The organism is Cernens ardua (genome assembly GCF_051251085.1).
In the GTDB taxonomy this organism is placed as follows: Bacteria; Pseudomonadota; Gammaproteobacteria; order Pseudomonadales; family Halomonadaceae; genus Cernens; species Cernens ardua.
In genome coordinates this window covers 1-14,823 of record NZ_JBPCZH010000007.1, presented here as the reverse complement: position 1 = coordinate 14,823, position 14,823 = coordinate 1, and the positions used below count along the sequence as shown (strand labels likewise).

The following is a 14,823-nucleotide window of genomic DNA, read 5'->3' as shown; positions in this document are numbered from 1 at the left end:
CATCTTCAACAAGAGAGGCTTACTTGGCTTACAGAGCAAAAAAACCTACCGATGCAAGCACGATCAGCAAGATGATATAGATGACCAGACGTAGGAAAGGTTTGTACTCAAGGAAAGGCAAAGACAGCAGTGTGACGCGTGTGCAACGTAGAAGAAACAGCAACACACCCAGCACCACCAGGCTAACAATAAAAATACCAAAATTAACAAACAGCAATTGTTGCCATAGAGTCGCATGCTCAGTAGCTGCGATCGAAGCATCCCCTGTCAGTTTCAGGAAAAGATAGCCCCCGAACGCGAACATCCCCAAGTCAAATGTTGTTGCCAACACGCGAATGGCGACAATACTCAACCCTTTGGCAATAGGATTGTAGGTAGCAAAATCGCGCAACAGAAAAGCAAGTACTGTGAAAAACAACGCGACTACTTCCAGCGCATTCCAGAACGTCGTCGTGCTATGCGAGTTCCCATGAGACAGAGATGTAAGATTAATGGTGTCATTAGTGCTCAATGGCATTAACCACTGAACGAGTACACCTATCAAGGCCCAAAGAACAAGCGCGAAGAAAAATTCACCTACCCGACGCCCCTGATTGGGAGTCCCTTCATTGACTGTGAAAGGTGCATCCTGACCTGCCATGTTTATTCTCCTGATTATCATTTACTAGCCACTTTATACATGGCTACCGTTATCCCTAAAAAATATTTCTGTCATGGATATGTCAAGGATAACATCTAGCACCAATGTGCGCTCTTTTCGTCTCTATAATATTCTATCGATACTGAACCGTTCTTGTGCTTTTATTTCACCTGTGCCCTCTTGATTCACAGGGTTATCCTGAGTCACTTTGCTTCAATAGAATCAAATGAATCTTCCTTGACGAGGGAGGGAAATAATTTCACCCAGGCCAATACCACAAAAAGAGTAGTGAATGCGCCCACAACACCTGCTTTTTCAGCACCAATCCATGCAGCGACACTTCCTGCCCTGAACTCACCGAGCTGATTACTTGAGCCAAGAAACAGCATGTTAACAGCGTTAACACGGCCTCTCATATCATCTGGTGTCGCTAACTGAATCAGCGTTGAACGAACATAGACACTCACCATGTCTGCACCGCCCGCTATAGTCAACGCCACCAACGATAGCCAGAAATGACCTGAGAGCGAAAAAACAAGGTTACCCAATCCAAACATCACAACAGCAAGGTACATTGTGATGCCGACATGCTTTCTCAACGGATGCGCACTCAGAAAAACGCCCACAATAAGTGCCCCAACAGCTGACGAAGCCCGTAATGCCCCCAGGCCAAGTGGACCCACCGATAAAATTGAATTCGCGTAAATGGGCAGCAACGCCACCACATCACCCAGTAACACGGCGAACAGATCCAGTGAAATTGCGCCCAGAATAATCGGCCGATGCCAAATATAGTGTAGTCCAGCGATGAAACGTTGCCACGAGCGGCTACCTTTACGTATCTCTGTTGGAGACAACATTTCTGGCGACTCTTGTGCTACCCGTACACGACTCATGGCAAATATCGCGATTAGTGTGCCAGCGAAACAGACAGCATAGGCACTGGCCGCCCCATAGATATACAGCACACCTCCCAATAAGGGGCCCGAGATGACAGCGATCTTCATGATCGAGGAATTGACGACTACCGCTTGTGGCAACCGGTCACGGGACACAATTTGAGGGAGTAGGCTTTGCAGACTGGGGGCGGAAAAAGCACGGGAACATCCGAATACAATCAGAGTAGCATAAATGGCAACAACTGAAGGATGCGCCGATAAAGCGATGAATAAAAGCCCCGCACTACAGATACATTGCAGAATCCAACTGAAGAGCAGGATGAGTTTACGCGGAAAACGATCAAGAAGGTCGCCGGCGGGCATCAGCAGAAGCACCATCGGTAAAAATTGGGAAAGCCCTGCATAAGCCAACGCCATCGCCTGATGAGTCAGGTCGTAAAGTTGCCATGCGACGACAATCGCTTGTATTTGCATGGCAAACACCGCACCCAAGCGCGCAATCAGAAAGTAAAGAAAACCACGATCATTGAACACGTTCTTTTCTTCAAGAGAAATTTTATCAGTCATATGGGGCATAGTAAGTCATCATTTCAAATGCCTATCAGCAAGATCCATGAGTGACCATTTTCTTACGCATAAAATGAAAGCGTCTACCAAGAGTAGTGCGATGACATATCAATCAGACACAATAAAAAGCAGGCCACCCGTCGGAGTGACCTGCCACGACGATCAACACAATATGTTAATGCGACCGATTATCGACAAAGACAAACGCAGGCTGGTCAATTTCTGCCACAACACCATGACGGCGTAACGACTCTCCTGCTTCATGATCAATCAGTACCAGCGAGCCACTCCCCTGATTGGCCACCAAAATCCCCTTGTCGTCAATCGGAGTGAAATGACGGGGTATAGTGCCACCTGTAGATTCAGCACTGGCATAATCGAGATGGCCAGTCTCGTGATTCACGTGGAAACTGACAATTTCATTCAGGTTACCGCGGTTGGAGGCCAATAATATATTGCCGTCCTGAGTAAATACCAGCTCTGCACCACTGTTTTCAGCTGATTCAATATCGCGAGCAGGATCAACAAGAGCAACACGCTGAATGGATTCCAACTTTCCCTGACGGTAGGAAAATACTTCAATACTGCCATCCAGCTCGCTCAATACATAAAGAAAGCGGCCATTCGGGCTAAACCGCCCCATACGGGGACCACTCCCAGGTGTCAGCTCGATAGTCGTTTGCTGACTGAAATCCAGTGGACTATTGGCGCCTGGCGCAACAACCTCATCAAGGGGAAAGCGATAAAGACAATCATTCCCGAGATCGAACGCAAAAACATATTGCCCATCAGGTGAAACCAGTGTGGAGTGAATATGCGCTGCTTCCTGTTCCGGCCGCACTTGACTACCACCACTGAAAGCCAATACCTGAACAGCGGCACGTAAACCGTGATCAAGCCCCAACTCATAAACAGCCAGGCTACCACCGGAATAATTACTGACGATCAGATAACGTTCATTGGGTGTTAGTAACAAATGACAAGGATCGGCCCCTTCGCTAGAGCTATCATTAATCAATTGCCATTGCCCATTCTCCAAATGAAAGGCAGAGACACGTCCGGGACGATCAGCACCAATTTCATTGGCGGCATAAAAAACATTGCCGTTTTTATTAAACGCCAGATAGGAAGGATGTTCACTTTTGATGACCTGTTTTGGCTGATATCTGTCGTTTGACTCATCCCATTGAAAGATATGGATGCCTTCACTACTTCCGCCAGTGTATGCACCCACGAATAACTGATGCATTAAAAACTCCTCAGATGTGTCTTTCGATGATAAACCACACAGGGTCTTCACCAAGATGAATTCGATTAACGTAGATGCTTAAGACGACGCGAAGCCAAACGATCAGCCTGCCGAGTCGGCTCAGGCAACTTATAGCCGGTCAGACAACGAACGACCCAGTCTCTGGCAGTGGCTACAGAAATGTGATAGCCGGGGGAAACAAATACGGGTTTAACACCAACGCGGGTTCTTAATACATTACCCAACACTTTATCGCCATCGCATAAAAGCGTGTAGTCTCCCCTGTTCTCGCCCGGGGCTTCGTAGTGGCCGAATAATTTCTTTTTAGCAATTCCGATCGCCGGTTTATCAAGGTAGAGCCCTAGATGAGCTGCAATTCCCAACGACCGTGGATGCGCTATTCCATGTCCATCCACCATAAGCAATTGAGGGTCCACAGACAATTGGCGATATGCCTGAATAACAGCGGGCAATTCTCGGAAGGATAACAAACCGGGGATATAAGGCATTCGAGTAGGCACGCGTTCGACAATACTTTCGACTACTTCCAATGCCGGATAGCTCACTACCACGACTGCTGCTCTTGTCACTGTACCCAATGGTTGAGCTTCGTCACGTTCAAAGCCAACATCAACACCTGCAATATGGGTCACTGGTTGCTCAATATGATCAACGAGATCAATTTGCTTTGCCCATTCACGTTGCTGTGCAATCGCTTCCCTGGGTGATAAAGACCAAGAGGATTCTTCGCTCATGATGTATCCCATAATCAGTGATCCTATGAGTGTAACGTTCTGACTGCAAGACGTATACGCTGAGCGCCGTTTAAACATCAAAGCATCAAGGCATTGGCAAGAACAGGAATGGTCTTTTTTTGCCTTGATGCAAAAAGTACAAAAAAAATGGCTCCCGGAGGAGCCATTTCAAGACCTGATAATTCAGGCATTTATCATCATCCAAAACGACGGTCATCACCGTTACGTTCGCGACGACGTTCAGGACGCTGTTTGTCTTCACTGATCTCGAGAGGACGACCCGCTACGCGAGCACGTGCCATTTTCCCAAGAATACTGGAAGGGAGGCTATTGGGTAGCTCAACGGTGCTGTGTGATTGACGAATATCGATCCGCCCAATGCGAGCACCTTCGATACCACCTTCATTCGCCAACGCACCGACCAACTGACCGGGTTTGACACCATCACGATGCCCTACCGCTACACGGTAACGGGTCATGCCTTCGCGAGGAGCGCTTGGACGTCCACTTCCTTCACGTCCATTACGGCGATTGTTGCCACGACCATTATCGCGTTGCTGGCCGCGGTCACGATCACGTGAGCCACCATTACGAATGGGCAGAACCGGGGCTTCATCAGCACGGGCCAATTGAGCAAACACCATGGCCAGCTCCAATGGGTCATGCCCTTCAGCTACCAAGGCTTCAACCATGTTGCGCTGACGTTCGTCAGGTGATGCCAATGCTGCTTCAGCACGGGCTTTGAAACGCGCATCACGGTGTGCTCGAACGGCTTTCTCGTCAGGCAATTCCATCATTTCGATGCGTTGTCCTGTTGCCCGTTCCAGCCACTGAACCTTGCGCATTTCACGGCCACCCACGAACGTAATCGCTGTTCCTTCGCGTCCAGCACGACCTGTACGACCGATGCGGTGAACATAGGCTTCAGTGTCATGAGGCAAATCATAGTTGATGACATGCGTAATCCGTGGAACATCAAGACCACGTGCTGCAACATCCGTTGCGATAACAACATCTACTTTGCCCCGTTTCAAACGGGCAACAGTACGTTCACGCAGGCTTTGATCAAGATCACCGGACAGCGCCGCCGCAGAGACACCACGTGCTGTCAACTGCTCAACCAGTGTAGTACAGGCAGCACGTGTACGAACAAAGACAATAGCCGCATCTACATCTTCAACCTCAAGAATGCGTGACAGCGCCTCAAGTTTGGAGCCCCCTTCGACACGGCACATACGCTGGGTAATGGTCGTCGTAACAGCCTTGGTTTCGATCTGCACTTTGACAGGATCGATCAGATAGCGATTGACGATTTTTTCGATTTCACGAGGCAAGGTCGCAGAGAAAAATACACGCTGCGTACCTTCAGGCGTATCACGGAGCACACGTTCCACATCATCAATGAAGCCCATACGCAGCATTTCGTCGGCTTCATCAAGTACCAGCGCCTGTAAATTGTCGAGCTTCAGCGAACCGCGCTCAAGATGATCGATAACGCGGCCGGGGGTGCCCACCACAACCTGGGCGCCACCACGCAGGCCACGCAACTGATCACGATATTCCTGACCACCGGTGACAGTAAGAACTTGCAAGCCACCCAGTGTTTTACCATAACGCTCGAAATTAACCGCAACCTGCTGAGCAAGTTCACGCGTTGGGGCCAGAACCAATACCTGAGTCTGATGCTTATTGACATCCAGACGGGTGAGCAAGGGCAGTGCAAATGCTGCCGTTTTACCTGTACCGGTTTGCGCCTGACCCAATAGATCACGCCCTTCCAATAGAGAAGGAATGGTTTGTGCCTGAATGGGAGAAGGCTTTTCATAGCCCAGGGAGTCAAGCGTTTTGAGTAGGGTAGGAAGAAGCTGAAGGTCGCTAAAGCTTTCAACCTGAACATTTGAGGAGACGTCGGAGTTCGAAGTCATTTCACACCTTGATTTGGCTGTGCGATCTGCGCGCACCGGATTAGGGTGGCAGAGCAATAGATAAACGCAGCTTTCACAGCGGGAGAGAGAGGTCATGATGCCAGCTCAAGGCATCCATGACGGGTCGCACCTGGTGCTTTCAATATCAACGGAAGGGATTGCCGCATCAAAAGGCGATTACCACAGACGTAATTATCGCCACGTTGATCAGAAAACACACAACACGTGTGGCGACCATCAAGCGGTCTGATACATTCAAAATGCATCGGACACACACCCATCCTTTTAGGCATCGTTGGATACACCCTTCCGACGGGAAGGCAATGCGATCAATCTGCCAGAAGTCTGAAGCCCAAAACCGGCCAATGCCGTTAAATTAGTCACCGGACATACATCCGGGATAATCACCCTGGGGCCAATCAGTTGAGATGGTAAGGCCATTCACATGCGAGGAGCAGTTATACTAACAGACTATGCGTTAACATGCACTTTAAATGTAAGTTATCCGAATATGTAAATTATCAAACGATTGCGGCGGAGAAATATCATGTCAAAAATATGGGTGGACGCAGATGCTTGCCCGAAAGCCATTAGGGAAGTCATTCTACGTGCAGCTGAACGCACCGCCATCAGTACATTTCTTGTTGCGAATCATGCATTGCCGGTGAATCGGACAACGCATGTCTCCATGCTGAGTGTTCCCAGCGGTGCCGATGCTGCGGACCAACTCATCATTGATCGTGCAGAAGCCGGCCATCTGGTAATTACTGCCGACCTACCTCTGGCCGATGCAGTGTTAAAAAAGGGAACACAGGTGCTGACACCACGTGGAGAATCCCTCACACTGGACAATATTCGTGCGCGCCTGAACATGCGCGACTTCATGGATACCATGCGAGCCAGTGGAGAGCATTCACGCGGACAAAAAACACTCAATGAACGAGATGTCAGAACCTTCGCCAATGCTTTTGATCGGATAGTAACGCGCATGCGCGTATTGCAAACGCGTTAAAATGGATGGGTAGGGAACCTACGGATGTCACACGCAGTCATAGCCTCAAATTGAATTCTCCCTCAACGGAAATTCAAGTTATCGACCAGGCAACGTCGCAAGACAACGCCCCGTAATGATTTATGTGATGGTTTTTCGAATGTATCGAGTATTCTGCTCAAGGAAAGTGTATCAATCGGCGTTGGTCTCACTCGGCGCGTTTGTACTTACGCTAGGCGCTCAAACAGCATCAGGAGCACCACAGCTCCAAACCAAAAACGCTCCCTCCCCCTACTCGTTTGGGATTCCCTGGAAACTGCATACTCATGGTATTCCTCCAACAACGACAGTACATTTTGGCCTGGGCACCATCGCCCTGCTGAATCCCCACGCCAATGCCATCAATGTAAAAACAGGCAAGGCCACATACGCAATACAGCCCAATGACTCATTCACGGCGCTGGCTAACAGGCTTCTCCATCTTGATTTCACTCAAATCATGGGGATACTGAATGCGTCTCCCAAAGATGAAATTCGTCGTGCACTCACTCAATTCAAATCCGGTTCGACATTTTCCTACGACATGGATTCACATGGAAATTTGCTCACACTGAAGATCATGACAGACGTCCTTCATGGTGTTGAAGTTACCCGCCGCTATGGTCCGAATGGCTATGATGTCCGACTGGTCACTGTCAAACCCGAAACACATTTACATTTATATAGCACGACCATCGGTACGACATTGTCACATGCCTCAGCCTATGCCGGGCTAAGCGCTGATCTGACGCGTCAATTGCAAACCTTGCTGTCTGAGAAAATGCAGCTGAACAAGCAAGTGATGCGTGGCGACAAGCTACGGGTATTGGTAGAAACACGTGCTTATAACGGGAAAAAAATCGACTCACGTTTGCTGGGAATATCCTATCAAGGCAAAAGAGCAAATGTTCTTCTGTTTGATTATGATGATGACTATTACTCACCGAACGGAGAAGCACTCGAATCCGATTTCAAACGCTACCCGTTTGAGGGAAATTACCCCGTTAGCTCCCCTTTCTCACCCCAACGATTGAATCCCGTTACCCATGTGGTCGCCCCCCATAACGGTACGGATTTCGCTATGCCTGTGGGTACAGTCATCAAGGCCCCGTCTGATGGCATAGTCAAAAGCGTTACCAATGCTCCTAATTCAGGCCAATTTTTGGTCATAACTCATGAAGACAATATCACAACCAAATATCTGCACTTGTCCAAGGCGCTGGTAAAGCAAGGACAACAAGTGAAGATGGGTACCCCTGTCGCCCTTTCCGGGGATACAGGCAGAGTGACAGGACCTCACCTGCATTACGAAGTGTGGGTAGATAACCAGCCACAAGATCCAATGACAGTTCCATTGCCCCATCACCCTGTATTAACAGGCGATTCACTCAAAAAATTCGAGCAATTTTACTACCCGCTTTTGGAAAGGATGGGATTGAAGGCCAATGATAAAGAGACTTCATCAAAAGATCATTCATCCGAAAAGCAAAAAACGTCATAAATGACTGTATATACGTTATACAACAAGACTCTTACATAACATTTAATAACTGCATATAAAAAAGCCGACCCAAAGGGTCGGCTTCTTCATATTGCCACTTGATCTTTCTTGCACATAATCGAGGCGGTAGAGCGGCATCACTCACCATCTGCCCAATTAAAATTTTACAAAAAGATCAAGCTAAAACACCCTGAATCATTGGCGTTTTAGAGTTACATCTGCGCTGCTGTCTGGAGTTGTCAACTGATTGGTCAGCACTTCCAGGTCACCTGAATCAAGCGGACGCAGGTTATAGATGGTATTACCCTGAGAACCTTTCAGCTGATAAACGATCGGAAGTTTCTGTGGACCAGCGTTGGTCAACACAAGGAAATTACCTTTTGTCTCAAGCACTTTATTGCTTTGGCCATTACGGACACTCTTCAGGACAAATGAGCCCGAAATGTTGTCATTGTTGACCAAATGCAGGTTGGTCTGGATACCAGAGCAATCAGCACAAGGCAGAAGCCCTTGATAATCACCAGCGACACGGCTGTAGGGAGTTTGTGGGCCACTTGCACACCCTGCCAATGCAGTAACAGCAGCCAGAACACCAGCACCTGCCAAAAGCTTGAATTTCATTGTCGATTTCTCCTTGAAACTGGACGTATTAAACGTAGTCCATTAAGCCACTTTGTTCAAACAAGGACGTTAATGAGATATTAGCCCACACCCCCAGATTGAAAGATGTGAGTCTCTTAAATCCCTTGGCTGATTATCATGTTACTTAAACCAAATGGACTTCATACCTTCCATGAGTATCCACTTACTTTTAGAAGATATACACTAACGCTCGGCATCGTCAAGTTTTAACGGTCATATCCACATTATTCTGCGTGTACTAATACATTAGTATTGTTTTTTATCATTGAAAGCCATAACAAATTCGCTTTAACAATAATAATTTAATTATCGCTAAATTTAGACATTAGGAAAAGGTATGAATTGGGTAACTTCTTCAAATATTATTTCACTTTTTTCATTTACAGTAAGCGTAGGCAACGTTTTAATTTCGTATCGGCAAAGTAAGTGTCAAAATGAACAAGCCTCACATGCTTTTCTATCTTCATTCCTTGAGAAAGAAGCCATTGAAATTAATGAATTATTGGATGAAGCAAAAGCGTTATTGGAAAACAATAGGCAATCAAATAAATTAGCCTGGAAAAAATACAGTGAAGCTTATCAAAAGGTCCTTCAAGCCATTTATAAAAATGGAAAATCGCAAATTAAAAAAACATCCAGCTGGTTATTTCATTACTTGTCAGAACACTCCCAGACTGAGTTAATGACTGGCTATGGTAGTTATGTAATGTATAACACCGATATAGAAGGCTGGAAAGCTGTATATGGACGCATTGAGAATATTACCAAGGAATCACGCGCTGCTTATTATGCAAAATTTAATAAAGAATTACGTCATCCTCAGCAAAAAATACGCGAACTATTTATTACAGCAGAATGACCTGTAATAAGTCATGATCAACCTATGTCCTATATGACAGATATGGAGGGCACACGACAAACATGCATGAATGAGAAGGCTGGTCAGTATTCAGGAAGAGAATTGTACGGGGTGCAACACGGAAAATAGTTGCCATATGGCTGGAAAGAACTTCTTCAGAAAAAACCAAATCGGAACCAAACACTGAACTATGTTGAGCAAATATACTCTAAGTCATTGATTCGATTGGTGGGCCCACTAGGACTTGAACCTAGGACCAAAGGATTATGAGTCCTCTGCTCTAACCAACTGAGCTATAGGCCCCAAAGAAGTTGGTGTGTATGATAACTAAAGCTTTTTCAATGATCTAGCAATTTTTTCACCTTAGAGGTACAGAATGCACTCTTTACATTCTATCGGACGATTTTTAGTCATTCCCATTGGCCTTGCGTGCAGTTTGCATGCTTTCGCCGATTGGAAATTCGATCCTGCCAAGAGTGACCTGAGCGCCACTTTCACGGATCAGCGGACAACGGGTAATGTTAATCATGTTTATCACGTCCAAAATCTGCAAGGCACTATCGATGCACAAGGGCACTTGAATATTCCATTGCAATTGTCCCAACTCGATTTAATGAACGGATTGCCTGATTGGGTCACTGCAATGATTGGTTCTCAAACGGCCGATATCACGGGTACTATTGATCCGTCCTGGTTCAACCTGCCAGAAGGACAATCCATTACGCGCCCTGTCCCCCTAACGTTTACATCTCATCATCATTCCAGAACTCAGTCTGTCGATCTTAAGATGACACGCATGGCAAACGGTAATTATCAGGTAACAACCGCCAGGCCGATGTCTTTACATGCCAATGAACTCATGAAAGAAAGCTATTCTCACATCATTCTTTCCACGTTGGGTTACCAGAATTTGGCTGAGAACGTTCCCATCGCATTGGATGCACAAATCATCCACACTCAGTAAATCTTAAGTTTTAAATGGTGATTAGATCGACACCACCTTTCTCACCGTGTCAAAATAGATGGGAATTATTTACATCAAAAAATGACATGTGCCTATCGCCAGGCTCACGTCTGACACGGTGAGATGCTTCACAATGATAAAATGGTTTATTGTCGCCCTGGTGGTGGCCTACGTCTTATTCAGTATTGCTTACGTCCATTGCAGGGGCCGTATTCGGCATCGTTTCACTCGCCAACTTTCTGATCATTCAAGCTTTCTGGCACCGATCAATGTATTCATGTATCTGTTCTCCAGGGAAGCAGATCGGCCTTACCACTCTTCCAATGAATTTCCTGAGATGAGGGAAGTAACAGAACGCTGGAAAGAGATTCGTGCCGAAGCGGAAGCCCTTGAAAATCACATCAAGGGTTCAGACAAGAAGGATGATGCTGGCTTCAATTCATTCTTTCGCAGAGGTTGGAAACGTTTTTATCTCAAATGGTATGGAGAAAGCCATCAATCTGCTGTCGATTTATGCCCTGTAACGACAGAAATCCTTTCACGAATTCCCTCTATAAAAGCTGCCATGTTTGCAGAACTCCCCGCCGGCAGTAAATTAATGAAACATCGTGACCCTTATGCTGGCTCTATTCGCTATCATTTGGGCTTGCGTACACCCAACGATGATCGATGCTTTATAGATGTAGATGGCATGCCCTATAGTTGGCGCGATGGCGAAGCTGTTTTTTTCGATGAAACCTATATTCATTGGGCACAAAATGGCACAGAGGAAAATCGATTAATCCTTTTTTGTGATATTGAACGTCCAATGAAATTCAAATGGGCAGCAGCGTTCAATCAATGGTTCAGCCGAACAGTCATGCGTGCAGCTGCTTCTCCCAATGATGAATCGGATGAAACAGGTGGTATCAATAAAATCTTTAAATATCTCTATGCGTTAAGAGATAAAGGTAAGCGGCTTAAGAAGTTCAACAAGCCATTGTATCAACTCGTTAAATGGATCATTTTTTTCATCCCGATCGCCATTATTCTTTTTATTATCTGGCTAATATAACGTGCAATCCTCTGTATTTTCGCCCTTCATACAGGAGGGCGATTTATTCCTGACCCCCCTTCCTGAAACAGCTATTTCAGCTATATATGATACACTGGACACACAGTATTCAGTTATGCTGAGTATTACGTGTTTCGATCTATCGCAATACAGTGATGCAGATTATGATCGCTATGGAATTAATCTCCCCACTTATATAGAACGAGCCGTTAAAAAGCGTCGGGCAGAATACCTGGCTGCGCGAGTTTGTGCTCGTTTTGCCTTGCAACGGGTAGGAATAGATGCCTTGCCACAGAGTATTCAGGGAGAAAGGCGCCCTCATTGGCCTAATGCCAGTGTTGGATCAATTACACATAGTGATGGGATAGCTGCCAGTTATGCCACTGCATCCAGCTATGTGAGAAGTATGGGACTTGATATAGAAAAGTGGATTGACGTAAATAAGGTAGAAAGATTAGCACCTGCAATTCTCACCAAAAATGAATTGGCATATTGGAATAGTCTTTCAGTCGCAATGAAATCCAACTGGCTCACGCGCATTTTCTCAGCTAAGGAAACTTTATTTAAACTCCTTAATCCTCTCGTCGGCCAGTCTTTTTACTTTCATGATGCTGAAGTTACTGAATTCAATTCTCAACGTAACGTGCTGACACTTACGCTATTGATTCATCTCAATCACGAATTCGTTACCGGATATCGCTGCAATATCCATTATTGTGACATGCCACGATGGGTCATCACCCATGGTTTGATCCCGGCTTCTGTTTAACAGACATAAAAAAACCGCATTATATAAATGCGGTTCTCTTCAAACAAGATCGTAATCTTATTTGGCTTTTTTAGCAGCGGTAGTAGCTGCAGCTTTTTTATGAGCTACATGCTTGTGCGCTGCATGATGACGATGGTGGCGCTTGGCCTTGTGTTTTGCTGTATGAGCGTGAGATTTAACTGCATGTGTTGCATGTTGTGCAGTAGTAGATGCAGCTGTGGTCTGAGCTTCAGCAACGAAAGGAAGAGCCATCAGAAGTGCAGCAGAGAGTGCGAGTGTCTTTTTCATGTTCTTACTCCTTATTGATGAGTACTCAGGTGAGTACGTGGAGAAGATAGTACGGTATAACACTAACAAAATAAATCGTCTATACAGCAAGAATAATGCATGTTCGTTACCCAGTGTAAATCCAAATGCAAATGTTCAAAAATAAGGGAATTATTAAGGTAATAAACTAAAAAAGGGGGCATTGCCCCCCTTGGTAGATTACTGATTATTTCTATTACCCATGATATTCAAGAGCATCATGAATAGGTTTATAAAATCCAAATACAATGCCAATGCACCGATAATGGATACTTTCCTCACCTCACCATGCTCCATACCGGCAACTTGCCCACCCAGCGACTTGATTCGCTGAGTATCATATGCCGTCAGACCGACAAAAAGAACGACACCGATATAGCTGATAATTAATGAAAGAGTGCCACTTTTTAACCATAGATTAACCAGAGATGCGATGACGATACCGATCAGAGCCATGAAAAACATGGTTCCGAAACCACTAAGATCACGCTTGGTTGTATAACCATAAACGCTCATGACAGCAAACATCCCAGCGGCTGCAACAAAGGTGCTGGCAATGGATGAGTAGGTAAAAACGACAAAAATACTCGATACTGTTAGACCAGTTAATGCGGCATAGCCCATGAATAGAGTCGTAGCCACTCCCGGGGATAGTTTCCCTATGGATGCCGATAAAAACCAAACGACACCAAACTGTACAATAATCAATCCAAAAAAGAGGATTTGATTGGAAAAGATGGCATGCATAACGGCAGGTGAGTGCGCCACATACCAGGCAACAAATGCGGTCAGAATAAGTCCACTGGCCATCCAGCCATATACCTGAGCCATAAATCCCTGTAACACACCGGATTGATCGCGCTGCTCAACAGACGATGAATCTAGACGCATACTATTTACTCCTTGATTGAATGCAGTCTCATGATGGTACATCATGGATTAACTGTTAGACTACAAAAAAGAGACGCCATTCCCTTCTCTGAAAAATTAATTTTACAGCAAGTTTCAAGCAGCACAAACAAATCACTATCTTACGCTCTTCTTACAGCCCCAAATAGACTCTCCACCACGTGTATATCATCCCGATATAAATATTGGTTTTACATGATATTTTTATTGCCGGATAGTATCCATATTATGTATTCTTTTCCTTTAATTCCAACTATAGAATGAATAATACTATTTTCTGAAATATTCAAATAACTAATACTATTAGTGTATTAAATTACTATACTGCTTATAGCGTATATTATTAATACCACAATGCCAAAAGTCGCATTTTAATAAGCTAATAGACGATATAGTTATCATCGGGCTGAAAGATATATTACACAAATAATAAGTAATTTGGACTCTTCAACCACATCTTTCTTATAGCTTTACCCACTTGTAGCTTTACACAGTTACCGCTTGGCGCTATGTCTTTAGCGTCCTTTTTACCAATCTGCTTTACCGATCTGCCGTGCTTTCCACGCTGTCATTGATACCCAGGGAAAGAAAAGAAATAAAAAGGTGGGAGAACACCCAAAATGAGAGGTACCGGGCAATTTTTCTACAGACAAAAAGAAAACCCGCTGTGCCTTCCGACACAACGGGTTCTCTGGGATAGATGCCTGACGATGACCTACTCTCACATGGGGAAGCCCCACACTACCATCGGCGC

Annotated in this window: 15 protein-coding genes and 1 tRNA gene; 6 read left to right on the top strand and 10 right to left on the bottom strand. The window is 45.6% G+C overall.

Annotation, left to right across the window (positions count from 1 at the left end; genetic code table 11):
• Positions 1-28: 28 nt before the first annotated feature.
• The 5 genes from LMG33818_RS11670 to LMG33818_RS11650 all read right to left on the bottom strand — a co-directional run bounded on the left by LMG33818_RS11670 (position 29) and on the right by LMG33818_RS11650 (position 6,035).
• On the bottom strand, positions 29-640 hold the full coding sequence (locus tag LMG33818_RS11670; protein ID WP_442323567.1) for a hypothetical protein: 612 nt from the start codon (positions 638-640) through the stop codon (positions 29-31).
• A gap of 203 nt (positions 641-843) precedes the next feature.
• Positions 844-2,115 carry an MFS transporter gene (locus LMG33818_RS11665; RefSeq protein ID WP_442323566.1) on the bottom strand — a complete coding sequence of 424 codons (1,272 nt, stop codon included), beginning with the start codon at positions 2,113-2,115 and terminating at the stop codon, positions 844-846.
• Positions 2,116-2,281: 166 nt separating this feature from the next.
• The gene (locus tag LMG33818_RS11660) at positions 2,282-3,355 is read right to left on the bottom strand and encodes a lactonase family protein (protein WP_442323565.1); all 1,074 of its coding nucleotides are present in this window, start codon (positions 3,353-3,355) and stop codon (positions 2,282-2,284) included.
• A 65-nt stretch (positions 3,356-3,420) separates the two neighbouring features.
• Positions 3,421-4,110, bottom strand: coding sequence for a deoxyribonuclease V (gene nfi, locus LMG33818_RS11655; RefSeq protein WP_442323564.1), 690 nt, complete (start codon positions 4,108-4,110; stop codon positions 3,421-3,423).
• A gap of 197 nt (positions 4,111-4,307) precedes the next feature.
• Positions 4,308-6,035: a DEAD/DEAH box helicase gene (locus tag LMG33818_RS11650; protein WP_442323563.1), complete on the bottom strand. Its 1,728-nt coding sequence runs from the start codon at positions 6,033-6,035 to the stop codon at positions 4,308-4,310.
• Positions 6,036-6,582: 547 nt separating this feature from the next.
• On the opposite strand from LMG33818_RS11650, the gene LMG33818_RS11645 reads away from it, so the two are divergent.
• The gene (locus tag LMG33818_RS11645) at positions 6,583-7,047 is read left to right on the top strand and encodes a YaiI/YqxD family protein (RefSeq protein ID WP_442323562.1); all 465 of its coding nucleotides are present in this window, start codon (positions 6,583-6,585) and stop codon (positions 7,045-7,047) included.
• 139 nt (positions 7,048-7,186) lie between these two features.
• A complete protein-coding gene (locus LMG33818_RS11640; RefSeq protein WP_442323561.1) occupies positions 7,187-8,566 on the top strand; it encodes a peptidoglycan DD-metalloendopeptidase family protein in 1,380 nt (459 codons plus the stop codon).
• 195 nt (positions 8,567-8,761) lie between these two features.
• Here the strand turns inward: LMG33818_RS11640 and LMG33818_RS11635 are convergent, their stop codons facing one another.
• Positions 8,762-9,187, bottom strand: coding sequence for a copper resistance protein NlpE N-terminal domain-containing protein (locus LMG33818_RS11635; RefSeq protein ID WP_442323560.1), 426 nt, complete (start codon positions 9,185-9,187; stop codon positions 8,762-8,764).
• Between the two features lie 358 nt (positions 9,188-9,545).
• On the opposite strand from LMG33818_RS11635, the gene LMG33818_RS11630 reads away from it, so the two are divergent.
• Entirely contained in the window at positions 9,546-10,067 is a 522-nt protein-coding gene (locus LMG33818_RS11630; protein ID WP_442323559.1) for a hypothetical protein, read from the top strand.
• Positions 10,068-10,293: 226 nt separating this feature from the next.
• On the opposite strand, the gene LMG33818_RS11625 is transcribed toward LMG33818_RS11630, so the two are convergent.
• Positions 10,294-10,370 (bottom strand) — tRNA-Ile (locus LMG33818_RS11625).
• A gap of 73 nt (positions 10,371-10,443) precedes the next feature.
• On the opposite strand from LMG33818_RS11625, the gene LMG33818_RS11620 reads away from it, so the two are divergent.
• The 3 genes from LMG33818_RS11620 (at position 10,444) to LMG33818_RS11610 (ending at position 12,854) form a co-directional block, all read left to right on the top strand.
• Positions 10,444-11,031, top strand: coding sequence for a hypothetical protein (locus LMG33818_RS11620; protein ID WP_442323558.1), 588 nt, complete (start codon positions 10,444-10,446; stop codon positions 11,029-11,031).
• A 133-nt stretch (positions 11,032-11,164) separates the two neighbouring features.
• Entirely contained in the window at positions 11,165-12,085 is a 921-nt protein-coding gene (gene lpxO / locus LMG33818_RS11615; protein WP_442323557.1) for a lipid A hydroxylase LpxO, read from the top strand.
• A 115-nt stretch (positions 12,086-12,200) separates the two neighbouring features.
• The gene (locus tag LMG33818_RS11610; RefSeq protein WP_442323556.1) at positions 12,201-12,854 is read left to right on the top strand and encodes a 4'-phosphopantetheinyl transferase family protein; all 654 of its coding nucleotides are present in this window, start codon (positions 12,201-12,203) and stop codon (positions 12,852-12,854) included.
• Between the two features lie 57 nt (positions 12,855-12,911).
• On the opposite strand, the gene LMG33818_RS11605 is transcribed toward LMG33818_RS11610, so the two are convergent.
• The 3 genes from LMG33818_RS11605 to LMG33818_RS11595 all read right to left on the bottom strand — a co-directional run.
• Positions 12,912-13,142, bottom strand: coding sequence for a hypothetical protein (locus LMG33818_RS11605; RefSeq protein ID WP_442323555.1), 231 nt, complete (start codon positions 13,140-13,142; stop codon positions 12,912-12,914).
• A gap of 198 nt (positions 13,143-13,340) precedes the next feature.
• Positions 13,341-14,051, bottom strand: a complete 711-nt coding sequence (locus LMG33818_RS11600) for a Bax inhibitor-1/YccA family protein (RefSeq protein WP_442323554.1) — start codon at positions 14,049-14,051, stop codon at positions 13,341-13,343.
• 545 nt (positions 14,052-14,596) lie between these two features.
• On the bottom strand, positions 14,597-14,823 hold a 227-nt coding region (locus LMG33818_RS11595; RefSeq protein ID WP_442323553.1), incomplete at its 5' end, for a hypothetical protein.

What these genes read in the sequence shown, in the direction of transcription:
- LMG33818_RS11670 (WP_442323567.1), bottom strand. Translation starts at nt 640, where the DNA reads ATGGCAGGTCAGGATGCACCTTTCACAGTCAATGAAGGGACTCCCAAT.
- LMG33818_RS11665 (WP_442323566.1), bottom strand. Translation starts at nt 2,115, where the DNA reads ATGCCCCATATGACTGATAAAATTTCTCTTGAAGAAAAGAACGTGTTC.
- LMG33818_RS11660 (WP_442323565.1), bottom strand. Translation starts at nt 3,355, where the DNA reads ATGCATCAGTTATTCGTGGGTGCATACACTGGCGGAAGTAGTGAAGGC.
- nfi (WP_442323564.1), bottom strand. Translation starts at nt 4,110, where the DNA reads ATGAGCGAAGAATCCTCTTGGTCTTTATCACCCAGGGAAGCGATTGCA.
- LMG33818_RS11650 (WP_442323563.1), bottom strand. Translation starts at nt 6,035, where the DNA reads ATGACTTCGAACTCCGACGTCTCCTCAAATGTTCAGGTTGAAAGCTTT.
- LMG33818_RS11645 (WP_442323562.1), top strand. Translation starts at nt 6,583, where the DNA reads ATGTCAAAAATATGGGTGGACGCAGATGCTTGCCCGAAAGCCATTAGG.
- LMG33818_RS11640 (WP_442323561.1), top strand. Translation starts at nt 7,187, where the DNA reads ATGTATCGAGTATTCTGCTCAAGGAAAGTGTATCAATCGGCGTTGGTC.
- LMG33818_RS11635 (WP_442323560.1), bottom strand. Translation starts at nt 9,187, where the DNA reads ATGAAATTCAAGCTTTTGGCAGGTGCTGGTGTTCTGGCTGCTGTTACT.
- LMG33818_RS11630 (WP_442323559.1), top strand. Translation starts at nt 9,546, where the DNA reads ATGAATTGGGTAACTTCTTCAAATATTATTTCACTTTTTTCATTTACA.
- LMG33818_RS11620 (WP_442323558.1), top strand. Translation starts at nt 10,444, where the DNA reads ATGCACTCTTTACATTCTATCGGACGATTTTTAGTCATTCCCATTGGC.
- lpxO (WP_442323557.1), top strand. Translation starts at nt 11,165, where the DNA reads ATGATAAAATGGTTTATTGTCGCCCTGGTGGTGGCCTACGTCTTATTC.
- LMG33818_RS11610 (WP_442323556.1), top strand. Translation starts at nt 12,201, where the DNA reads ATGCTGAGTATTACGTGTTTCGATCTATCGCAATACAGTGATGCAGAT.
- LMG33818_RS11605 (WP_442323555.1), bottom strand. Translation starts at nt 13,142, where the DNA reads ATGAAAAAGACACTCGCACTCTCTGCTGCACTTCTGATGGCTCTTCCT.
- LMG33818_RS11600 (WP_442323554.1), bottom strand. Translation starts at nt 14,051, where the DNA reads ATGCGTCTAGATTCATCGTCTGTTGAGCAGCGCGATCAATCCGGTGTG.